Source organism: Streptomyces sp. NPDC097129 (assembly GCF_055668065.1).
This window is the reverse complement of sequence record NZ_JBVOQE010000002.1, coordinates 55,864-78,155: the sequence shown is the minus strand read 5'-3', so window position 1 is coordinate 78,155 and position 22,292 is coordinate 55,864. Positions and strand designations below refer to the sequence as shown.

Annotated in this window: 18 protein-coding genes; 11 read left to right on the top strand and 7 right to left on the bottom strand. The window is 72.9% G+C overall.

Going from position 1 to position 22,292, the window contains the following annotated elements; genetic code table 11:
- Positions 1-52: 52 nt before the first annotated feature.
- A complete protein-coding gene (locus AC0B9F_RS06210) occupies positions 53-517 on the bottom strand; it encodes a hypothetical protein (protein ID WP_471999100.1) in 465 nt (154 codons plus the stop codon).
- Between AC0B9F_RS06210 and AC0B9F_RS06205 the strand changes: the two genes are divergently transcribed.
- Positions 483-764 (top strand): hypothetical protein, encoded by a 282-nt coding sequence (locus AC0B9F_RS06205; protein ID WP_471999099.1) that lies wholly within the window; start codon positions 483-485, stop codon positions 762-764. The genes AC0B9F_RS06210 and AC0B9F_RS06205 overlap by 35 nt on opposite strands.
- On the opposite strand, the gene AC0B9F_RS06200 is transcribed toward AC0B9F_RS06205, so the two are convergent.
- The 4 genes from AC0B9F_RS06200 to AC0B9F_RS06185 all read right to left on the bottom strand — a co-directional run bounded on the left by AC0B9F_RS06200 (position 757) and on the right by AC0B9F_RS06185 (position 6,178).
- On the bottom strand, positions 757-2,892 hold the full coding sequence (locus AC0B9F_RS06200; protein ID WP_471999097.1) for an ATP-binding SpoIIE family protein phosphatase: 2,136 nt from the start codon (positions 2,890-2,892) through the stop codon (positions 757-759). The genes AC0B9F_RS06205 and AC0B9F_RS06200 overlap by 8 nt on opposite strands.
- Positions 2,893-2,957: 65 nt before the next feature.
- Entirely contained in the window at positions 2,958-3,980 is a 1,023-nt protein-coding gene (locus tag AC0B9F_RS06195; RefSeq protein ID WP_472000840.1) for a TolB family protein, read from the bottom strand.
- A gap of 47 nt (positions 3,981-4,027) precedes the next feature.
- Entirely contained in the window at positions 4,028-5,302 is a 1,275-nt protein-coding gene (locus AC0B9F_RS06190) for an MFS transporter (protein WP_471999095.1), read from the bottom strand.
- A gap of 21 nt (positions 5,303-5,323) precedes the next feature.
- Entirely contained in the window at positions 5,324-6,178 is an 855-nt protein-coding gene (locus tag AC0B9F_RS06185; RefSeq protein ID WP_471999093.1) for a glycosyltransferase family 2 protein, read from the bottom strand.
- Between the two features lie 347 nt (positions 6,179-6,525).
- On the opposite strand from AC0B9F_RS06185, the gene AC0B9F_RS06180 reads away from it, so the two are divergent.
- The 8 genes from AC0B9F_RS06180 (at position 6,526) to AC0B9F_RS06145 (ending at position 17,848) form a co-directional block, all read left to right on the top strand.
- Positions 6,526-7,965 carry a sugar transferase gene (locus AC0B9F_RS06180; RefSeq protein ID WP_471999091.1) on the top strand — a complete coding sequence of 480 codons (1,440 nt, stop codon included), beginning with the start codon at positions 6,526-6,528 and terminating at the stop codon, positions 7,963-7,965.
- 35 nt (positions 7,966-8,000) lie between these two features.
- Entirely contained in the window at positions 8,001-9,074 is a 1,074-nt protein-coding gene (locus tag AC0B9F_RS06175) for a Gfo/Idh/MocA family protein (protein ID WP_471999090.1), read from the top strand.
- Between the two features lie 82 nt (positions 9,075-9,156).
- Positions 9,157-10,131 carry an NAD-dependent epimerase/dehydratase family protein gene (locus AC0B9F_RS06170; protein WP_471999088.1) on the top strand — a complete coding sequence of 325 codons (975 nt, stop codon included), beginning with the start codon at positions 9,157-9,159 and terminating at the stop codon, positions 10,129-10,131.
- Positions 10,128-11,267: a DegT/DnrJ/EryC1/StrS family aminotransferase gene (locus AC0B9F_RS06165; protein WP_471999086.1), complete on the top strand. Its 1,140-nt coding sequence runs from the start codon at positions 10,128-10,130 to the stop codon at positions 11,265-11,267. The genes AC0B9F_RS06170 and AC0B9F_RS06165 overlap by 4 nt, the downstream gene beginning before the upstream one ends.
- A complete protein-coding gene (locus AC0B9F_RS06160; protein ID WP_471999084.1) occupies positions 11,264-11,953 on the top strand; it encodes an acetyltransferase in 690 nt (229 codons plus the stop codon). Before AC0B9F_RS06165 ends, AC0B9F_RS06160 begins: the two co-directional genes overlap by 4 nt.
- On the top strand, positions 11,950-13,068 hold the full coding sequence (locus AC0B9F_RS06155; protein ID WP_471999082.1) for a DegT/DnrJ/EryC1/StrS family aminotransferase: 1,119 nt from the start codon (positions 11,950-11,952) through the stop codon (positions 13,066-13,068). Before AC0B9F_RS06160 ends, AC0B9F_RS06155 begins: the two co-directional genes overlap by 4 nt.
- Positions 13,069-13,174: 106 nt before the next feature.
- On the top strand, positions 13,175-16,735 hold the full coding sequence (locus AC0B9F_RS06150; protein ID WP_471999080.1) for a DUF4082 domain-containing protein: 3,561 nt from the start codon (positions 13,175-13,177) through the stop codon (positions 16,733-16,735).
- A 66-nt stretch (positions 16,736-16,801) separates the two neighbouring features.
- Positions 16,802-17,848 (top strand): glycosyltransferase family 2 protein, encoded by a 1,047-nt coding sequence (locus AC0B9F_RS06145; protein ID WP_471999079.1) that lies wholly within the window; start codon positions 16,802-16,804, stop codon positions 17,846-17,848.
- A gap of 29 nt (positions 17,849-17,877) precedes the next feature.
- Here the strand turns inward: AC0B9F_RS06145 and AC0B9F_RS06140 are convergent, their stop codons facing one another.
- On the bottom strand, positions 17,878-18,534 hold the full coding sequence (locus AC0B9F_RS06140; RefSeq protein WP_471999077.1) for a hypothetical protein: 657 nt from the start codon (positions 18,532-18,534) through the stop codon (positions 17,878-17,880).
- Between the two features lie 71 nt (positions 18,535-18,605).
- Here AC0B9F_RS06140 and AC0B9F_RS06135 point away from each other — a divergent pair, with 71 nt between their 5' ends.
- Both AC0B9F_RS06135 and AC0B9F_RS06130 read left to right on the top strand, forming a co-directional pair.
- Positions 18,606-20,609, top strand: a complete 2,004-nt coding sequence (locus AC0B9F_RS06135) for an O-antigen ligase family protein (protein ID WP_471999075.1) — start codon at positions 18,606-18,608, stop codon at positions 20,607-20,609.
- Entirely contained in the window at positions 20,606-21,523 is a 918-nt protein-coding gene (locus AC0B9F_RS06130; protein WP_471999073.1) for a glycosyltransferase family 2 protein, read from the top strand. The genes AC0B9F_RS06135 and AC0B9F_RS06130 overlap by 4 nt, the downstream gene beginning before the upstream one ends.
- Here the strand turns inward: AC0B9F_RS06130 and AC0B9F_RS06125 are convergent.
- Positions 21,502-22,290, bottom strand: a complete 789-nt coding sequence (locus tag AC0B9F_RS06125) for a glycosyltransferase family 2 protein (protein ID WP_471999071.1) — start codon at positions 22,288-22,290, stop codon at positions 21,502-21,504. The two genes, AC0B9F_RS06130 and AC0B9F_RS06125, sit on opposite strands and share 22 nt — an antisense overlap.
- Positions 22,291-22,292 lie beyond the last annotated feature (2 nt).

Here is a 22,292-nt window from a genome sequence, read left to right as displayed (position 1 = left end):
AACGCGATCTCGGCGGGGCAGCAGTGTACGGCGGTGCGCTGCGCGGCCCGGATCAGCCGCGCAGCGCCGAGGCGAAGATTCTCGGCAGGGCCGACCAGCGGGGCGCCGCCGCGAAGTCGGCGAGCAGTCGGCCCGTGGTGGCCGCGGTCCGGTTGGTGACGGACCACGGCGGCCGGGGGGAGAGGGCCATCTCCCCGTGCAGCACCGAGCGGGGCGCCGGCCGGAACGGCCCGCGCACCACCGTGCGTTCGGGCCCGTCCAGCAGCAGGGCGTTGTGCACGACGCCGATGCCGCTCTGCACGTCGTCCAGGGTGTGGCCGGGGAAGGCACCCCAGGTGGCGGTCGCGGTGAGGTAGCCGACGCCGGTCCAGGCGTTCAACGCGACCGTCCCGTACCGCAGTTCGGCGATGCACTCGTCGAGCGCCGGACCGAGCGCGGTGAGCGTGCGCGGGTGCGCGATGAGGTTCACACCGAGGGTGCCGGTGAGCTGCTCGTTCGTCTTCTGGCCGGGGTTCACCCACAGAGGGCTGCTGTGGTGCGTCTACGGGGGGCTGCTGCTGTGCGCCGTCCTCACGGTGTTCTCTCCCACCGTCTCCGGATCGGCGTACGCGCTGCTGCCGGGGGCGGACATCAACTGGTATCCGTTCCGCACCCCCGGCCTGATCTCCGTACCGGTGGCGTTCCTCCTGGGGTGGCTCGGCAGCAGGAACCCGAGCCGGAGTCCGGTTCGTGCCGGGAGTTTGGCGGAGCAGGGGGTCATCTGAGGGCGCCGTCGGTGGGCAGGGTCTGTTCGGCCCAGATGACCTTGCCCTCGCGGCTGTGCCGGGTGCCCCAGCGCTCGGCGAGTTGGGCGACCAGCAGCAGCCCGCGTCCGCCCTCGTCGGAGGTGCGGGCGTGGCGCAGGTGCGGCGAGGTGCTGTTCGCGTCGAAGACCTCGCAGGTCAGCGTGGACTGAAGGATCAGCCGCAGCTGGATCGGGCCCTTGCCGTAGCGGATCGCGTTGGTGACCAACTCGCTGACGATCAGCTCCGTGGCGAAGGACAAATCCTCCAGCCCCCAGGCGGTGAGTGTCTCGGCCGTGCGGGCGCGGGCGCCGGCGACGGCCGCCGGGTCCGAGGGGAGGTCCAGCGTGGCGACGTGGCCGGGGTCGAGGGCCCTGGTCCGCGCCACCAGCAGGGCCACGTCGTCGGAGCGGTTGCTGGGCAGCACGGCGGCCAGCAGCCGGTCGCAGATCTCCTCCGGTGCGTCCGGACCGTCGGTGAGCGCGTCGCACAGCGCGGCGCGCGCGGAGTCGACGTCACGGCCACGGCTCTGGATCAGGCCGTCGGTGTACAGGGTCAGCAGGCTGCCCTCCGCCAGCTCGAACTGGGCCGTCTCGAAGGGGAGTCCGCCCAGGCCCAGAGGCGGGCCGATCGGCACCTCCGGGAAGTCGACCGACCAGGTGGCGTCGACACCCCGTGTGCCAGGGGGAGTTGCCACCGCGGGTACGACATGACCGGCGCTGGCCAGCGTGCACAGGCGGGACACCGGGTCGTAGACCGCGTACAGGCAGGTGGCGCTCAACTCGCCGTCGTCCCGTGCCTCCTCGCGCTGCAGGCGGATGACCACGTCGTCCAGGTGCGTCAGGAGTTCGTCGGGCATCAGGTCGATGTCCGCGAAGGACCGAACGGCCGTGCGCAGGCGTCCCATCGTGGCGGCGGCGTGCAGACCCCGCCCGACGACATCGCCGACGACGAGGGCGACCCGCGCCCCCGACAGCGGGATCACGTCGTACCAGTCGCCGCCCACGCCGGCCCGGGCACCGCTCGGCAGATAGCGGGACGCCGTGTCGACGGCGGACTGCTCCACCGCGCGCTGCGGCAGCAGGCTGCGCTGGAGGGTGAGCGCGGTGGTGCGCTCGTGGCTGTACCGGCGGGCGTTGTCGATGGACACCGCCGCCAGCGACGCGATCTCCTGCGCCAGCAGAAGGTCGTCGTCGTCGAAGGGGGCCGCGGTGCGGCGGCGGACGAACTGGGCGAGGCCGAGGGTGTTGCCGCGGGCCCGCAGGGGGAGCAGCAGGGCCGAATTGTGGTCGGCCGCGGGTGCCGTGGCGTGGTGCAGACGCGGCTGTCCCGAGGCCAGTGCGCGCGCGGGTTCCGACTCCGCCGGGTAGGTGTGCGTGCGTCCGGTCGCGACCGGCAGGTCCGCGTCGTCGTCCAGCGCCGAACGCTGCGCGATACGGCGCAGCACCGGCGTACGCGTCGGCGGAGCCGGTGGATGGGCGTCGCCGTCGTGGAGCAGGGAGTCGAGGAGGTCGACGGTGACGAGGTCGGCGAAGTCCTCGGTGCCGAACTCCGCCAGCTCCTCGGCGGTACGCGCGGTGTCCAGGCTCGTCCCGATCCGCCGGCCGGCCTCGTTGGCCAGCAGGAGACGTCGCTGCAGCCGCCGGTCGCGTTCCTCCTGGTAGGCCGCGACGACCTGCTCCGAGCCGCGGTCGACGTACGCGAAGGTCGCCCCGATCAGCCGCATGGCCGCGGCGTTCATCAGCTCCCAGTCGTCGGTGAGCCGGACCGCCTCGCCCTGGAGCAGCTGGATGAGGATCATGTTGCCGAGGCGGTAGGAGCGCAGCAGCCGGCTGATCGGCACGCCGCGCCGGGCGGCCTGGCGGGCGATCTCCAGCGCCTCGGGCGGCGCCTCGACCTCTGTCACGTCGATATGCCCTACGAGCACGTCCAGGAACCTGGTGATGTGCCCGGCCGTCTCCTCCAGCGCGAGCGCGGCGATCTCCTCGTGCTCCCACAGGTCGGGCATGTCGACGCTCAGGCGTTGCAGCAGCAGGCCGGCCGACTCCACCGCCCGCGGTCTGAGCTCTTGAGCCAGACGACGGAGGAACGCGTCGACATCGATGCCCATAACGGAAACGTACCGAAGCAGCCGCATCCCCGCCCCTCCAGCGAGGCCCGCGAGCGGGGCGCGTGCTACAGCGGCGCCGGGGACGACGCCCCCGCGATCAGCAGCCGCGGGGTTCCCGTGCCGTCCGCGGGCACGCTCCACAGGTCGCTGCCGCCGACCGTGCCGTCGGCGGGCAGGGCGTAGGCGAGGGTGCGGTCGTCGAGCCAGGTGGCCTGGTCGTCGACGCTGTGGCGTTCGGCGAGCGGCGTCCGGCGCAGCGTCCTGAGGTCCAGGACGTACTCGTGCCAGAGCGAGGCGCCGGACAGGACCCGCTTCTTGTAGGCGACCCGGGTCCCGTCGGGGGAGAGCGAGGGGCACTCCACGTTCTCGGCGAGGGTGGTCACCGTACGCCGGGAGAGGGACCCGCGGACCAGATGGGTGTGGCCGGCGGTGTTGAGGGTGGCGTAGAAGGTGTCGTCGTCGGCGGCGAACGTGACGCCCCAGAAGTTGGTGTCCGAGGCGTGGTACGGCTTGCCGTCCTTGACGACGGAGAACGTCTCCAGGCTGGGCGTGAGCCGCATCGTGCGGGTGTCCAGCACGGAGGTGCGGGTGGAGAAGAAGGCCGACGAGTAGGACTCGCCGGAGACGAAGACGGTCCAGGCGGCGAAGCGGCCGCTGGGCGAGACGCGCGCGCGGCTCGGGGTGCCCGCGAGCGGGAACGTGCGCACGGTGCGCAGCCGGGCGTCCAGGAGCAGGGCGCGGTTGCTCTGTTTCAGGACGCCCGGGTTGGTCTGGAGGCAGATGCCCGTGCCGGCCGCCGCGTAGAAGCGGACGCACTTCAGGCTCGCCGCGATCCGCCCGCCCCTCGGCTCGCCGGCCGGTACCGAGGCCACAGCGCCCCGGTGCGGTCCGGCGGCCGCGTTCACGAACAGCAGGCGGCCCTTCTGGTCCAGCGCCGGCGCGCCCGCGGTGACGGTGGGGCCGCCGGACTGCTCCTGGCCGGCGCGGTCGGCGCGGCCGGCGGCGTGCAGGACGACGCCGGTGCCGACGCCGGCGAGCAGCAGTACCGCCGCGAGAAGGATGAACAGGCGGCGGCGCAGCGGTGTCATCCCGGTCCTCGCGGTCGTGGGCTGGGTGGTGCCGGTGGGTGTCGTGGTCATCGGGGGCCGTCCGCGGGCCGCAGTACCAGGCCCGCGACGGCGGCGCAGCACAGCAGGCCGACCGCCGAACCGGCCAGCGCCGCGCCGTCGCCCCACACCGTCCACGCCGCGCCGAAGGCCAGCGAGCAGCAGAAGCGGGCCAGCGCCTGACTGGTGCCGACGATGGCCAGACCGCTGGCGCGCAGGTGCTCCGGCACCACGCCGGCGAGGGCGGCCGGCAGGACGCCGTCGGTGGCGGCGTAGAACATGCCGTGCAGGGCGAGTACCACCGGCGCGAGGAGCGGCGTGGCCGGCGCCCACAGCAGCAGGGCGTACGCGAGGAGCAGGGCCAGGTGCCCGGCGAGGAACACCGTGCGCCGCCCCACCCGGTCGGCCAGCGTGCCCATCGGCACGGCCAGCAGCAGGAACACGACGGCGGTGCCCAGCGGCAGCAGCGTGAACCACGCGTCGCCGACCCCGGCCCGCCGTTGCAGCAGCAGATAGACGAACGCGTCGCTGACGGTGGTCAGGCCCAGCAGCGCGGCACAGCAGGCGAGCGCCCGCAGCCGCGGCAGGCGCAGCAGGGCGAGCGCCTCACGCAGCCGGACGGGAGGCCGCCCGGCGTCGGCCTCATCCGGGTGTTCGGCCCGCGCCCCCTGCCGCCGTCCCGGCACGAACAGCACCAGCACCAGCACGCCGAGCGCGGCCACGCACGCGCTCACGCCGAACACGGCGTCGTAGCCGTCGGCCGCCGCGCGCAGGATGAGGAAGGCCGCCAGCGGGCCGAGCATCGCGCCGGTGGTGTCCATCGCCCGGTGCACGCCGAACGCCCGGCCCTGGTACGCGGCCGGCGTGGACAGGGAGATCATCGCGTCGCGCGGCGCGGTGCGCAGGCCCTTGCCGGTCCGCTCCAGCGCCAGGACCGTGCCCAGCGTGCCGAGGCTCCCGGCGAGCAGCAGCAGCGGCTTGCACAGCGCCGACAGGCCGTAGCCGAGCCCGGCCATCAGCTTGTGGCCGCGCACCCGGTCGGCGAGGTGCCCGCCGGTGAGCTGGACCAGCGCGCTGACGCCGTTGTAGATGCCGTCGAGGGTGCCGAACCCCAGCGGGCTGAAGCCGAGCGTGCTGACGAGGTAGAGCGGCAGCACGGCGGTGACCATCTCCGAGGAGATGTCGGTGATGAGGCTGACCGTGCCGAGCACGAGCACCACCGGGGCGACCCCGGGCCGCCGGCCCCGTATGCGGCCCGGGCCGGCGTCCGCCTGCGCCGGTGCGGAACGGTCGGTGAGGTACATGTGCCAGGACTCCCGGTGCGCTCAGTTCCGCCGGCTGCTCTCGTCGCGCAGCCAGGTGCCGAAGTCCCCGGCGCGGATGGCCCTGCGCGCGCCCCGGCGGGCGACGAGCGCCGCGGCGACGAAGACCACGACCCCCGGCAGCAGCGACGGCTCCGCGCGCAGCAGTGACGTCAGGTCCGACCGTCCGGTGCGCGCCGAGGCTCCTCGCGGTATCTGCTGCTCGGCCTGGGCGGTGGAGACCGCGGCCCGGATCCGCCGTTTGATCAAGTCACGCCAGGTGCGCGGCGGATGGACCACGACCCGCGCCGAGCCGACCACGCGCCGCTCGTGCGCGGCGAACGCCAGCGACGCGGCCAGGTCGTCCGCCATCAGCGGCGGCAGCGCGGCGATCCGGTCGTGCCCGGCCTCGGAGACGGCGATGACGCCCCGGCCGAACAGCCCCTCGCGCACCGCGGGCAGTCGCTGCCACACCCGGTAGTAGGCGCGCACCGGCCAGGCGCAGGCGGCCAGCGGGATGTGCCGCCGCGGCGCGGTGGCGAGGATCCGCGCCGTGCCGTCGGTGCCGTCGTCCAGGGGCCCGGTCAGGGCCCGTACGTCGGCGGCCGTGAGCACGACGTCGGCGTCCACGTACAGGCGCGGGAAGCCACGCGCGTGGTCGTCGCCCGCCCGCAGCGCTGCGTGTTTGGAGGGGACGGGGATCTCGACCACCCGCACGCGCGGACCGCGGGCGGCCGCGACGCGCGCGGTGTCGTCCGTGCACCCGTTGCACACGACCACGATGTCGGTCTCGCCCTCGACGGCATCGGCCAGCAGCGCATCCAGGAGCCGGCCGAGGACGCGCGCCTCGTTGTGCGCCGGGATCACGATGCTCGTCACGCGGGCAGTATGCCCCGGGTGACGGCCCTGCGCTGCGTGTTTCGTCCAACTGTTCCCGGGACTGGGTCCCGTGGTCTAGATTGAGGTCCGCCGGACCGGTTTGGGAGGGGAACCAGACCCTGGCTGCACGTCAGGGAACGGCGTTGTGCACCGGATGCCGAAACAGGCAGCCGGCCAACACGCGGGGGGCACGAAGCGGTTGGGGAACCGCTGAAACTCCCTTGTTTTTCAGTGCCGTTGGGCTGAGGAGACACAACGGCGCCGATTCAGTCCCGGCTGCGGGTCTCGACCGCATGCCCGGTTTTCGTTGGCTCAGGCATAGCTGCGCATGTGGTGGTGGGGGGTCCATGACCATTGAGATGACGCATGAGCACCTGGTTGTGGAACATAGACGTCCAGATGCTCGTCGAAGACGCTGGGAACGCACGTACCGAAGAGCTCTGCTGGTCGCGGACGCCTCCGCGGCCCTGGCCGCCGCCCTGGTGATCCACGGGGCGTACGGCCGCTGGGCGGTGGCGCTGCTGCTGCCGCCCCTGTGGATCGTGGCGATGCTCGCCCACCGCACCTACGAGCGCGGCGCCCTCGGTCTGGGGGCCGAGGAATACCTGCGCGTGCTGCGCGGCGCCGCCCTGCTGCCCGCGCTGGCGGGCACCTGCTGGCTGTTCACCCACGACGCGGGGTTCCTTCACGACATGGCCATGGCCGCGTTGCCGGCCGTCGCCCTCGCGCTCCCGCTGCGCTACGCACTGCGCCGCCGGCTGCACCGGCGCTGGGCGCGGGGCCGCGACCGCAGCGCGACGCTCCTGGTGGGGCCCTCGCGCGGGGTCCTGGAGCTGACCGCCGTGCTGCGGCGCACCGCCGGCGCGCGCGCCCTGCACGTCGCCGGCGTGTGCGTGAGCGACGCCGACCACAGCGCGCAGATCCGCCGGCTGGGAGTGCCCGTCCTCGGCGGCGCCGGCGACCTGGACGACGTCATACGGGCCATGGGCATCGGCACCGTGGTGGTGCTCCCGGCACCGGAGTTCGACGCCGCCGTCCTGCGCCGCATGTCGTGGACGGCCGCCGTCCACGACGCCGACTTCCTGCTGGCGCCCGTCCTCACCGACGTGTCCGCCTCCCGCCTGGCCGTGCGCCCCACCAACGGCGTGCCGCTGCTGCGGGTCCAGGCACCGAACCTCTCCCGGCTCTCCCGGCTGCCCAAGGAGACGCTGGACCGTTCGCTCGCGGCGGCACTGCTGCTGCTGTTCGGGCTGCCGATGCTGCTGATCGCCCTGATCGTCCGGCTGGACAGCACCGGGCCCGCCCTGTACCGCCAGCAGCGGGTGGGCCGTTACGGCGACCAGTTCACGATGCTGAAGTTCCGCACGATGCGGCAGGACGCGGACGCCCTGCGGGCCGAACTGGAGCACCTCAACAGCAACAGCGACGGACTGCTGTTCAAGGTGAAGCAGGACCCGCGCGTCACCCGCGTCGGCTCGTTCCTGCGCCGCAGCTCGCTCGACGAACTGCCGCAGCTGATCAACGTGGTCAAGGGCCACATGTCGCTCGTCGGCCCCCGCCCTCCGCTGCCCCACGAGGTGGAGGAGTACACGCCGGACATCAAACGCCGGCTGCTGGTGAAACCCGGTCTCACCGGGCTGTGGCAGGTCAGCGGCCGCTCCGACCTGCCCTGGGACGAGGCGGTCCGGCTCGATCTCGGATACGTGGACAACTGGTCGATGGGCCTGGACCTGTCGATCCTGCTGCGCACCGGCTCGGCCGTGGTGCGCGGAACGGGGGCCTACTGATGAGCCAGGGCAAGCGGAACCACGGGGGCCCACTGATGAGCCAGGGAAAGAGGAACACCGTGACGCAGGAGCCGTTGGGGGTCGCCGTCGTCGGGGCCGGCTACTGGGGCCCCAACCTCGTCCGCAACTTCCAGGCCAGCGACCGGTTCCGGCTGCGCTGGCTGTGCGACCTCGACGTGGACCGTGCCCAGCGGGTCCTCGGCACCTACTCCACCGTGCAGGCCACCGCCGACTACGCGGCCGTCCTCGCCGACCCGGCGGTGGACGCCGTCGCCGTGGCCACGCCCGCCGGCACCCACCTCGACATCGCCCTGGCCGCCCTGCGCGCCGGCAAGCACGTCCTCGTGGAGAAACCCCTCGCGGCCACCTACGCCGACGGCCTGCGCCTGGTGAACGAGGCGCAGGAGCGCGGCCTGACCCTGATGTGCGACCACACCTACTGCTACACGCCCGCCGTGGGCCGTATCCGGGAGGCGGTCCACTCGGGAGAACTCGGCGAGATCCACTTCGTCGACTCCGTCCGCATCAACCTCGGGCTCGTCCAGAAGGACATCGACGTGCTGTGGGACCTGGCCCCGCACGACCTGTCCATCCTGGACTTCATCCTCCCCGACCACGTCGAGCCGGTCGCCGTCGCCGCCCACGGCGCGGACCCGATCGGCGCCGGCCAGGCGTGCGTGGCCTATCTGACGCTCCAGCTCAACACGGGGGCCATCGCCCACGTGCACGTCAACTGGCTCTCCCCGACCAAGGTGCGCACCACCATGGTGGGTGGCGCCAAACGCACCCTGGTCTGGGACGACCTCAACCCGCTGCAGCGGGTGGCGATCTACGACCGCGGCGTGGACCTGGCCGCGCCGCAGGAGATCGGCGCGGACGAGCGCCGCGACATGCTCGTCTCGTACCGCTCCGGCGACATGGTCGCCCCCGCCATCGCCGAGCGCGAAGCGCTGCGCGGCATGGCCGAGGAGTTCGCCGACGCGATCCGGCACCGGCGGGCGCCGCTGACCGACGGCCGTGCGGGTCTGCGGGTGCTGGACATCCTCGAAGCGGCCTCCCGGAGCCTGCAGTTCAAGGGCGCCGTCGTCGGCCTGCGCGCCGGGCACTGACGTTCCCGTCAAGGGCCGGGCGCCGGCGTCTCCGTCGCAGCGCAGGGTACTGCCGTTCCACATCAGCGAGAGGGCAAAGCAGTTGAGCAGCGTACGAGGCAAGAAGATCCTGGTCACCGGAGGCGCGGGCACCATCGGCTCGAACCTCGTCGACCTCCTGGCCGAGGGCGGTGCCCGCGAGATCGTCGTGCTCGACAACTTCGTGCGCGGGCGGATGGCCAACCTCGCCCGGGCCCTGGGCGGCGGCACCGTGCAGGTCGTCGAGGGCGACATCCGGGACGCCGCCCTGGTGCGCAAGGTCACCGAGGGCGCCGACCTGGTGTTCCACCTCGCCGCGATCCGCATCACGCAGTGCGCGGAGGAACCCCGGCTCGCCAACGAGGTGATGGTCGACGGCACCTTCAACGTCCTGGAGGCGGCGGTCGACGCCGGGGTGCCCAAGGTCGTCGCCTCCTCCTCGGCGTCCGTCTACGGCATGGCCGAGACCTTCCCGACGACCGAGCACCACCACCCGTACCACAACGACACCTTCTACGGCGCCGCCAAGGCCTTCAACGAGGGCATGCTGCGCAGCTTCCACGCCATGTACGGGCTCGACTACGTGGCCCTGCGCTACTTCAACGTGTACGGCCCCCGCATGGACATCCACGGCCTGTACACCGAGGTGCTCATCCGCTGGATGGAACGCATCGAGGCGGGCGAGCCGCCGCTGATCCTCGGCGACGGCAGCCAGACCATGGACTTCGTCGACGTCCGCGACATCGCCCGCGCCAATGTGCTGGCCGCCGAGTCGGACGTCACCGACGAGGTGTTCAACGTCGCCAGCGGCACGGAGACCTCGCTGAAGGAGCTCGCCGAGGGCCTGCTGGAGGCGATGGGCGCCACCGGTCTGAAGCCCGAGTACGGCCCCACCCGCACGGTGAACGGAGTGGTCCGGCGCCTCGCCGACACCTCCCGCGCGGCCGAGCGGCTCGGCTTCACCGCGCGCATCGACCTGCGCACCGGCCTCAAGGACCTGGTCGAGTGGTGGCGCGCGGAGCGGGAGGCGGCCAAGTGACCACCGACCGCATCCCCGTGATGATCCCCTGGCTGGGCGAGGAGGAGGCCCGGGCGGCCTCCGAGGCCGTGCTGTCCGGCTGGGTCGCCCAGGGCCCCCGGGTCGCCGCCTTCGAGCGGGCCTTCGCCGAGCGGGCCGGCGCCGAGCACGCCGTCGCGGTCAGCTCCTGCACCACGGCCCTGCACCTGTCCCTTCTCGCCCTCGGACTCGGGCCCGGCGACGAGGTCGTGGTGCCCTCGCTGTCCTTCATCGCCACCGCCAACGCCGTCCGGTACACCGGCGCCGAGCCGGTGTTCGCGGACGTGGACCCGGCCACCGGCAACCTGACCGCGACCACCGTCGACGCGGTGCGCACCCCGCGCACCCGGGCCGTCCTCGTCGTCCACCAGGGCGGCGTCCCCGCCGACGTGCACGCCCTGCGCGCCGCCTGCGCCGACTGGCAGCTGCCGCTGGTCGAGGACGCGGCCTGCGCCATCGGCTCCACGGCCGGCGGCAAGCCCGTCGGGCAGGGCGCGCTGATCGCGGCCTGGTCCTTCCACCCCCGCAAGATCGTCACCACCGGCGAGGGCGGCATGCTCACCACCGACGACGCCGCCTGGGCGGCACGTCTGCGCCGGCTGCGCGAACACGGCATGAACGCCTCGGCGGCCGAGCGTCACGCCAGCGACAAGCCGGTCCTGGAGAGCTATCTCGAGGTCGGCTACAACTACCGGATGACGGACATCCAGGCCGCGGTCGGCCTGGTCCAGCTCGGCAAACTCGACGCGATGATCAGCCGCCGCCGTGAACTGGCCGCCCGCTACGAGGCATTGCTGCGCGACGTCCCGGGCCTGACCCCGGTGCGCGACCCCGCGTACGGCGAGAGCAACTTCCAGTCCTACTGGGTGCTGCTGGAGCCCGGTTTCCCCGTCGGCCGGGACGACCTGCTCGCCGCGCTCGCCGCGGCCGGCGTCTCCGCCCGCCGCGGCATCATGGCCGCCCACCTCGAACCCGCCTACGCCGGCCACCCGGGCGCGCCGCTGCCGGTCACCGAACGCATCAGCCGTGACTCGCTGATCCTGCCCCTGTTCCACACGATGACCGAGGCCCAGCAGGACCGTGTCGTGGCGGTCCTGCGGGAACAGGCCGCACGATGAACACGCTGCTGATCGTCGGCGCCGGCGGCTTCGCCCGGGAGACCGCGCAGGCCGTGCGGGACGCGGGCGACGCCATGCTGCTCGGGCACCTCGACGACAACCCGGCCCTGCACGGCACCGACGTCGACGGCGTGCCCGTCCTCGGCGGCTCGGACCTGGTGCACGACCTGCCCGACGCCCGCGTGGTGCTGTGCGTGGGCAACCCGCGCGACTACGGCGCCCGCGCCCGCCTGGTGCGCCGCCTCGGCCTGCCCGAGGACCGCTACGCCACCGTGGTCCATCCGGCCGCGGCCGTGTCGGCGACCTCGCGCGTCGGCCCCGGCTCGGTGCTGCTCGCGCACTGCGCGCTGACGGCCGCCGTCCACGTGGGCGCGCACGTCGCGGTGATGCCGCACACCGTCCTCACCCACGACGACGTCGTCGAGGACTACGTCACCCTCGCCGCCGGGGTGCGCCTGGGCGGGGGAGTGCGGCTGGCCACGGGCAGCTATGTGGGCTCCGGGGCCCTGGTCCGGGAGGGCACGACCGTCGGCGCGTGGTCGCAGATCGGGATGGGGAGCACGGTGCTCGGCGACGTACCGCCGGGCGAGGTCTGGGTGGGGAGCCCGGCCCGGCGGCTGCGGGAAGCGGCCACCCCGGCGCTGGACGAACTCGCGACAAGAGCAATGGGGGGACACAGGGCATGAACCGGATTCCGCTGGTGGATCTGAAGGCGGCGCACGCGGAGGTCGCCGACGAGGTACGGGCCGGCTTCGACCGCGTCCTGGACGGCACCGCGTTCGTCGGAGGCGACGAGGTCCACTCCTTCGAGCGCGAGTACGCCGGCTTCGGCGGCGTCGCGCACTGCGTGGGCGTCGCCAACGGCACCGACGCCGTGGAACTCGCCCTGCGCGCGAGCGGCGTCGGGCCCGGCGACGAGGTCGTGGTGCCCGCCAACACCTTCATCGCCACCGCGGGCGCCGTCGCCCGGATCGGCGCCCGCCCCGTCCTCGCGGACTGCCTGCCCGGCAGCCACCTGCTCGACCCGCAGGCGGCGCTGGACGCGGTCGGCCCGGCCACCCGCGCGGTGGTGCCCGTGCACCTGTACGGGCAGATGGCCGACGTCACCGCTCTGGCCGGGCAGCTGCCCGCTCACGTCCGGGTCGTCGAGGACGCGGCGCAGTGCCAGGGCGCCGACCGTGACGGCCGCACACCGGGCAGCGGTGGCATCGCCGCCACCAGCTTCTACCCGGGCAAGAACCTGGGCGCCTACGGCGACGCGGGCGCGGTCCTCACCGACGACGAGGAACGCGCCGGCCTGGTCCGCGCGATCGCCAACCACGGCGGCGTCGCAAAGTACCGCCACGACGTGCCCGGCTTCAACAGCCGCCTGGACGGGCTGCAGGCCGTCGTCCTGCGCGCGAAACTGGCCCGCCTCGCGGACGGCAACGCGGCCCGCCGCGCGGCCGCCGCCCGCTACGACACGCTGCTCGCCGCCCTGGCGGACACCGGCCGCCTGACCCTTCCGGTGACGGAGCCCGGCAACGTCCACGTCTGGCATCTGTACGTCGTCCAGGTCAGCGGAGCGGACCGGGACGACGTCGTCGGCAAACTCAACGCCGAGGGCATCGGCGCCGGCGTGCACTACCCGCAACCGGTCCACCTCACCCCGGCGTACCGCCATCTCGGCCATGTCGCGGGCGACTTCCCGAACGCCGAGCGGGCCGCCGGGCGGATCCTGTCGCTGCCGCTCTACCCGCAGATCACCCCCGGCCAGCAGCAGCGGGTCGTGGACGCGCTCACCGAGGCGCTCGCAAGCTGAACCATCCGGCTCCACCCCGACCGCACGGGTCGGTCCTGCACAGCACCGCTGAGAGGTCCACATGAACAGTTGGAGCAGACGGCTACGGGGCGGGCGCCTCGCCGTCGTGGCAGCATTGATATGGGCGGTGCTCCCGCAGGCCGTCCCCGCGCAGGCGGTGACCGATCCGTGCGGTGCGGGCTCGAACCCGGTCGTCTGCGAGAACTCCAAGCCCGGCAGCCCCAAGTCCGACTGGTTCTCGGCCAACGCCTACGGCGACATCAAGGGGTTCACCACCAAGGAGAGCGTCCAGGCGGGCGACACGGTCCAGTTCAAGGTCCAGTCGAAGACCCCGTACCACATCGAGATCTACCGGCTGGGCTGGTACGGCGGTGACGGCGCCCGCGAGATGTCGACGGCGGCACAGGCGGCCGTGACGTACCCGGCCAACTACACCACCGGCCCCCGGAGCTGCACCACCAAGAGCGCCACCGGGCTGGTCGACTGCGGCAACTGGCCGGTGACGGCGAGCTGGACCGTGCCCGGCGACGCGGTGTCCGGCCTGTACATCGCGAACCTCACGCAGACCGACGGCGACGGCCTGATGCCGTACCCGTTCGTCGTCCGCAAGGACTCCAGCACCTCCGACGTCGTCGTGCAGACCAGCGACCAGACCTGGCAGGCGTACAACGACTACGGCGGCCAGGACCTGTACGGCGGGGCGGGGCCCGCGCCGGACGGCCGCGCCTACGAGGTCAGCTACAACCGGCCGCTGGACATCGGCGGCGACAACGGCATCTACGGCTCCGAGTTCATGATGCTGTCCTGGCTGGAGCGCAACGGCTACGACGTGAGCTACCTGTCCGGGGTGGACGTGTCCACCAACGGCGCCACCCTGCTGAAGAACCACAAGGTGTACCTGTCCTCCGGCCACGACGAATACTGGACGCAGAGCCAGTACTCCAACGTGCTCGCGGCTCGCAAGGCCGGGGTGCGAGAGGCCTTCTTCAGCGGCAACGAGGTCTTCTGGAAGACCCGGCTCGCCCCCAGCACCGACGGCACGAACACCGCCGACCGCACCCTGGTCTGCTACAAGATGACCAAGATGGCGCAGAACAACGGCGTCGCCGACCCCAGCGGCATCTGGACCGGCACCTGGATGGACCCCGCCTCCACCCAGTACGGGCAGGCCTACCAGCCGCCCAACATCCTCACCGGCTCCATGTTCACGGTGAACGGCTACCGCAGCGACGCCATCACCGTCCCCGGCTCCTACGGCAGGAACCGGCTGTGGCGCAACACCTCCGTCGCGAACCTCACGCCGAGCCAGACCGCCACCTTCCCGACCGGCACGCTCGGCTACGAGTGGGACAGCGACATCGCCAACGGCACCCGGCCGGCCGGGGCCATCGACCTGTCGTCCACGACGGTCGACATCAACGACGGCAAGCTCCGCATGGACTGGGGCAACGTCTACGGCAACGGCACCGCGACGCACAACCTCGTCGCCTTCCGCGACCAGACCTCCGGGGCGCTGGTCTTCGGGTCGGGCACCGTGCAGTGGTCGTGGGGCCTGAGCAACGTCCCCACCTACAACCCCGCCGACACAGTGGTCACCGAGGACGCCCGCATGCAGCAGGCCACCGTGAACGTCCTCGCCGACATGGGCGTCCAGCCGAAGACGCTGCAGAGCAACCTCGTCGCCACCGGCGCCTCCACCGACACCACCGGACCGGCCCTCACCGTGACGAGCCCCGCCTCCGGCGCGACCCTCCCGGCCCTGAAGCCGGTCACCCTCACCGGCACCGCGACGGACACCGGCGGCGGAGTCGTCGCCCGAGTGGAGGTGTCCACGGACGGCGGCACGACCTGGAACGCCGCGAGCGGCCTCACGTCCTGGAAGTACACCTGGACGCCGACCACCCCGGGCGCGGCGTCGATCAAGGTCCGCGCGGTCGACGACAGCGTCAACATCGGCGCCGTCACGACCCTCCCGGTGACCGTCGGCCCGCAGACCTGCCCCTGCACCGTGTGGCCGGCCTCGGCCGTGCCCGGCACGGTCAACGCGGGCGACGGCAGCTCGGTGGAGCTCGGCGTCAAGTTCCGCACCACGGTGGCCGGTTCGATCACCGGCGTCCGCTTCTACAAGTCGCCCGCCAACACCGGCGCCCACACCGGCAGCCTGTGGACCGCCTCCGGCACCCGCCTGGCCACCGGCACCTTCACCGGCGAGACGGCCTCCGGCTGGCAGCAGCTGAACTTCTCCACCCCGGTGGCCGTCAAGGCCAACACCACCTATGTCGCCTCCTACTTCGCCCCCAACGGCGGATACTCCTACGACGGCGGCTACTTCACCGACAGCGACGCCGGCCTCGCCCCGCTCACGGCGCTGAAGTCCGGCACCGACGGCGGCAACGGCGTCTACCGGTACACCTCCACCAGCGCCTTCCCGTCCTCACCGTCCTCCGGCAGCAACTACTGGGTCGACGCGGTGCTCGACACCTCCACCGCGAGCACGGCCCCGCCCACCGTCACCGCCACGTCCCCGACCTCCGGGGCGGCCGGCACATCGATCACGGCACCGGTGTCGGCCACCTTCAACGCGGCCGTCGACGCCGACAACCTCACCTTCACCGTGAAGGACCCCGACGGCACCGCCGTCCCGGGCACCCTCACACTCCCCTCGGCGAACAAAGCGACCTTCACCCCGTCGACCGAGCTGGCCCTGCACACCACCTACACCGCGTCCGTACAGGCCACCGACCTGTGGGGCAACGCCATGGCGGACCCGGTGACCTGGAGCTTCACCACCAGTGCCACCCCGCCCGCCGTCACCTGCCCCTGCACCCTGTGGAACGCCGGCACCGTCCCCGCCACCACCGACGTGAGCGGTGACGCCAACTCCGTCGAACTGGGCACCCGCTTCACGTCCTCGACGGCCGGCTGGATCACCGGCGTCACCTTCTACAAGGGCACCGGCAACACCGGCACCCACACCGGCAGCCTGTGGACCGACGACGGCACACTGCTCGCCACCGGCACCTTCACCAACGAGTCGGCCTCCGGCTGGCAGACGCTGACCTTCGCCACCCCGGTGGCCGTCACGGCCGGCACCCCGTACGTCGTCTCCTACCACGCCCCGCACGGCAACTACGCCGTCGACGGCGGCTACTTCACGGCCGCCCACCAGGCGTACCCGCTGACCGCCACCGCCGACACCACCGCCCACCACAACGGGCTGTACCGCTACGGCGCCGACCCGGCCTTCCCGAACAGCTCCTACGGCTCCGCGAACTACTGGGTGGGCCCGGTCTTCACCGCCGACAACCCGAGCGGGATGCTCGCACCGGCCACCGCCTCGGAGGTGACCACGTCCTCGGTGACGCACACCGCCGACGCGGGCGCCCCCCTCGTCACGGCCCTGCCCGCCGGGACCGCCCTGTCCTCCGTCACCGCGACCGTGACCGTCCTGCCGGGCCCCACGGCAGCCGCCGCCAGGAAACTCCACGTCACGGCCGTCACCTCCTACGACCGGGCCACGCACCGGGTGTCCGTCCACCTGTCGGCCCCGCTGCCGGACGGCACACGGTTCACGGTCACGGTCCACGCCCGCGACGAGCACCGCCACCCGGTGACGTCCCACAGCTGGACCCTGACCAGCAAGACCGTCCGCAAGAAGAAGAACTGACCGACCGAGCGCACCGGTGGTGGCCCGCGCCGCGCGGACCACCACCGGGGATTGGCTGCCGCATCGATGAGCACCGTCAGTGTTGTCATCCCCTGCTACAAGTACGGCCACTTCCTCGCCGACTGCGTCAGCAGCGTCCTGGACGAGCAGGACGGCGTGGACGTCCGGGTCCTCATCATCGACGACGCCTCGCCCGACGACTCGGCCGAGGCCGCACAGAAGCTGGCCGCCTCCGACCCGCGGATCGAGGTCCGCGTCCACGAGACCAACAAGGGCCACATCGCCACGTACAACGAGGGCCTGCTGGAATGGGCCGACGGCGACTACGTCGCCCTGCTGTCCGCCGACGACCGGCTCGTCCCGGGCGCCCTGGTCCGCGCCGCCGCCCTCCTCGACGCCCACCCCGAGGCCGGGTTCGCCTACGGCCGCCCGCTGCGCTTCCAGCACGGCGGCCCCCTGCCGAAGGCCCGCTCCCGCTCCACCGGCTCGGTCGTCTACCCCGGCCAGTGGTGGCTGGAGCGCCGCTTCCGGGAAGGCACCGGCTGCATCACCTCACCCGAGGTCGTCGTCCGCACCAGCCTCCAGCGCACCGTCGGCGGCTACGACCCGGCCCTCCCGCACGCCGGCGACATCGAGATGTGGATGCGGCTCGCCGCGCACGCCGACGTCGGCTACATACGCGGCGCCGACCAGGCCTTCTACCGCGTCCACGGCGACAACATGTCCACCACCGACTTCGGCGGCCAGCTCGACGACCTGCGGCAGCGCCTCGTCGCCTTCGACTCGGTGCTCACCAAGTGCGCCGACCGGCTGCCCCACCGCGACCGCCTCGCCGAGCAGGTCCACACCCGGCTCGCCCGCTACGCCCTGCGCCGCGCCTACCGGGCCTACGACCGGGGCCGTACCGACGTCGTCCCGGTCGACGCGTGCGTCGCGTTCGCCGAGGAGTGCCTGCCCGGCTACCGGGCCCTGCCCGAGTACCGGGCGCTACGGCTGCGACGGCGGATCGGACCGGCCGCGATGCCGTATCTGCAGCCGCTGGTGTGGTCGGCCGTGGCCGACCGCGGCCGGGAGCGGCTGTGGTGGGAGTCGTGGAAGCGCCGCGGCATCTGATGCGCCGTCCGACGCGCCACCGGCCGCGCTCACCGCGCCACGGGAAGCGGACCGGCGTGCCGGCCGGGAGTGAGCGTGCGGCGGCCCATCAGATACCGGTCGAGCCACAACGCGCCCACCACACCGCCGGCCACACCCAGCAGGGCGGCGCCCGCCAGACCCCGGCTCGGCGTGCCCCGCACCTCGGCGGCGCTCGGCGAGACCAGCACCGAGGCGGTGATCCGCGCCCCGCCGGACACGCCCTGGGACGACTGCAACGCCTCGACGTGCCGGGTGTAGACGTCGACGACCCGGCGTACGGCCGTCACGGCGGAGCCGGAGTCCGACGCCTGCGCCTGCACCTGGAGCGACGGGATCAGATAGCGGGGCGTGGCACTGGTGCCGCTGTTGCGGGGCACCAGGTGATAGGTCCCCCCGACGCCCGCCGCGCGCAGCTCCCGGTCACCCGCGGGGGACTGGAGCTGCTGGATCACCGAGTAGGAGACCAGGGCGAGCGGCGGCTGCAGATTGGTCAGCTGGTTGGGCTGGTTACGGGTCACCGGCGGCTTGAGCACGACCACCGCGGAGCCGACGTACTGGGGCGCCGGACGTACCACCTGCCAGGCCCCGGCGGCCGTCAGCAGCAGCGCGGCCACCACGACGTACCAGCGCCGCAGCAGCGCGTCGGCGACGTTCCCGGGCGACATAGGAGATCCTTCCGTCACCCCCGATACTGGCAGGGCGCGCGGCGCGATGCCACCGATTGGGGGGACGGTACGTGAGCCTTGGTGAGATATGGGCCATCCTGCGCAGACGCTGGTACTTCATGGTGCCCTTCACCCTGCTCAGCCTGCTCGGCGGCGGCTACCTGTACATGACGGTGCCCGTGGCCTACCAGTCGCAGAGCTCGGTCGCGCTGCTGGACTCCTCGGCCGTCGCCCGGCTGGCGCCGACGTTCGGCAACCCCATCTCGAACGCGGGCGGTTCGCTGATCGTCACCGCCGACGTGCTGATCCGCACCCTGGAATCCAGCGACGCGGCGAAGGAGCTGCACGGCCGGGGCGTCACCGATCCGTACACGGCCGGCTTCGCGCCGGCGAGCGAGAGCCCGCTGCTCTCGCTCAGCGTCACCGGAACCGACCGGGCGAAGGTGCTCGAGGAGACCAACACCCTCACCGCGTTCGCCGGTGAGCAACTCGACGCCCTCCAGGAAGCCGCCAAGGTCCCGCCCGCCTACCTCGTGCAGACGGCGCCCGTCGTGCTGCCGCAGACGCCCGTGGCGAAGGCGAAGAGCCGCTACCAGGACGTCGCGGCCGTCGTCATCCTCGGCGTCGTCAGCGCGTTCCTGCTGTCGATCCTGATGGAGGGCGTCGCGGTGGTCCGCCGCCGGCGGCGCACGGAGCCCCGCGCGAAGGAGACCCGCGCCCCGGTGGGTGTGCTCGCCCGGCGCGTCGACGCCACGGCGATCCTCACCGTCTATCTCTCGCTGGCCTTCTTCATCCCCTCCAACCTCGCCCTGCCCGCGCTCGGCGGCGTCGGCACCCCGGCCAACGTCTTCGCCCTGCTCGGCCTGTTGTGGTACCTCGCGACCTGGCTCGGCGGCCGCATCCTGCCCGCGCCGGGCACCCGGCTCGCCCGGGTCGCGGTGGGCGTGCTCGGGGTGGCCGTCCTCCTGGCGTACATCGCGGACGCGATGCGGGAAAGCTCGCACCAGGAGGTCCTCGGCGCCGACCGCGGGCTGATCGGCTACCTGGTGTGGGTGTCGCTGGTCGTCCTGACGTCGGCGGCCGTGCAGGAACGCGGCCGGCTGGACGTGCTGCTACGCCGGGTGGTGGTCCTCGCGTCCGTCGTCGCCGCGATCGGCTTCTACGACTTCTTCGCCGCCACCAACATCGCCGACTCCCTGCACATCCCCGGCCTGCAGACCAGCGTGGCCCAGGTGTCCGTCATGGACCGCGGCGCCTTCACCCGGCCCCGCTCCACCACGGCCCAGCCCCTGGAGTTCGCCGGGGTGCTGGCGATCCTGCTGCCCTTCGCGATCCAGCAGGCCTTCGATCCGGTACGCCGTCATCTGCGGGCCTGGCGCCGCTGGGCGCCGGTGGTGCTGCTGGCCGGCGCCCTGCCCCTGTCGGTGTCGCGGACCTCGATCATCGGCCTGCTGCTGGTGGCCGCGGTGATGGTGGTGCGCTGGAAGCCGGCCCGGCGCTGGGCCGCGATCGGCGTGATGACGGCGTCCGTCGCCGTCTTCAAGGTGCTCATCCCGGGGCTGATCGGCACGATCACGGGCCTGTTCGCGTCGTTCCTGTCCAACTCCGACAGCAGCACCCAGGCCCGCACCGTCAAGTACAGCGCGATCGTGCCGTATCTGAAGGAACACCCGCTGTTCGGGCGGGGCTTCGGCACCTTCACGCCGGACCTGTACTTCTTCACCGACAACCAGTACATGCTGGGCCTCGCCGAGATGGGCGTGGTCGGGCTCCTCGCCCTGCTCACCCTGTTCGTCACCGGCATCCACCAGGGCGGCGCGATCCGGCGCCTCGCCCGCACCGAGGCCGACCGCGAACTGGGGCAGGCGTTCTTCGCCTCGTCCCTGGTCGCGCTGGTCATCAGCGCCACCTTCGACTCGCTGAGTTTCCCCATGTTCGCCGGCATGTTCTTCCTGCTGCTGGGCGCCGGCGGCAGCTACCTCGGATTCATCCGGCGCGAGGCCGCTGCCGCCGCCGCCGTGAACCGCGGCACGCCCGCCGAAGCCCGGCTTCCCGATCTCGTGGAGTCCCGATGAGCCGCGTCGCCGTCATCGTCGTCACCTGGAACAGCGCCGCGGTGCTCCCCGGGTTCCTCGCCGCGCTCCCGGACGGCATGACCGGCCTGGACTGGCGGCTGGTCGTCGCCGACAACGACTCCGCCGACGACACCGTCGACGTCCTCAAGACCCTGGCCCCCGGCGCCACCGTCGTGCAGACCGGCCGCAACGCCGGATACGCCGCCGGCGTCAACGCGGCGCTGGCCGCCGCCGACGGCCACGACGCCGTCCTGATCTGCAACCCGGACATCCGTATGCGGCGGGGCTGCGCCAGACGCCTCGTCGACAGCCTCGGCGACGGCGTCGGCATCGCCGTACCCCTGCTGTACGAGGAGGGCCGCGACACCCCGCACCCCTCGCTGCGCCGGGAGTCGAGCGTGCCGCGCGCCCTCGGTGAGGCCGTCATCGGCAACCGCCGGGCCGGGCGCTTCCCGGCGCTGAGCGAACTCGTCACCGACCCCGGCGCCTACCGGCGGCCCACCCGCGCGGACTGGGCGACGGGCGCGCTCATGGCGGTCTCGGCCGACTGCCTCGCCGCGTGCGGCCCGTGGGACGAGTCCTTCTTCCTGTACTCGGAGGAGACCGAGTTCTGCCTGCGGGCACGCGACCTCGGACACGCCACGCAGCTGGAACCGGCCGCCGAGGCCGTCCACCTGGGCGGCGACTCTCAGGTGTCGCCTTGGCTGTGGACGCTGCTCACCCTCAACCGGGTGCGGCTGTACCGGCGACGCCACGGGCCGCTCGCGACGCTCGGCTTCCGTGGGGCCGTGCTGCTGCGGGAGACCTCACGCGCCCTCCTGGGCCGCGCCGCCAGCCGCGCGGCCGCCCGCGCGCTCCTCACCCCGGGCGCGCTGAGGGCGGCCCCGGGACCTCAGGAGGACCACGTCGTGTAGAAACTCGCGGGATTCACCAGGTACCGCACGGTGGCGTGCGGCACGTGGCGCACGCGGTGGCCGCGGCTGTAGCGGTGGATGAGCTCCCAGTCCTCGCGCGGCATCACCTGCGGCGTGCGCCGCAGCCGGCTGAAGCGCAGAGCCCTGGTGCGGCGCGCGACGAACGCGTTGGTGTCCAGGAACGACTCCCGTGCGGAGCGGCGGCGGTCGAACGGCACCGACAGCACGTCGCGTTCGGTGCCGTCCGGCAGGACCCGGCGCAGCGCCGTGTACACGCCGTCCGGTCCACCGGGGGACTCCAGGGCGGCCAGCGCCCGCGCCAGGTGGTCCGGCTCCCACAGGTTGTCGTCGTCCAGGAACGCCACGTACCGCGAGCGGGTGAGGCGGATGCCCACGTTGCGCACCACGCCGGCCACACCGCTGTTGCGGGCCAGCGACACCGCGAACAGCCGTGGATCGTCGGGTAGTTCGGGGAGACCGGCGCCGTCGTCGACGACGATCACGACCTGGTCGCGCACGCTCTGGGCGAGAGCGGAGCGGACGGCCGCCCGCAGCGCGTCGGGGCGGCGATGGGTGGCGATGACCGTGGCGACGAGCGCGGCGGGCGGGTCGGCGGCGGCCGCGAGCCGGCGGACCTCCGCCGTCTCGAAACGGCCCAGCCGCAGCGCGGACGGGGCGAGCAGGACCTTGTTGCGCAGCTCGAAGAGGACGAGCCAGCCGAAGGCGCGCTTGAGCAGCTCCCAGGGGGCGCGGACGATGTGTCGCATGA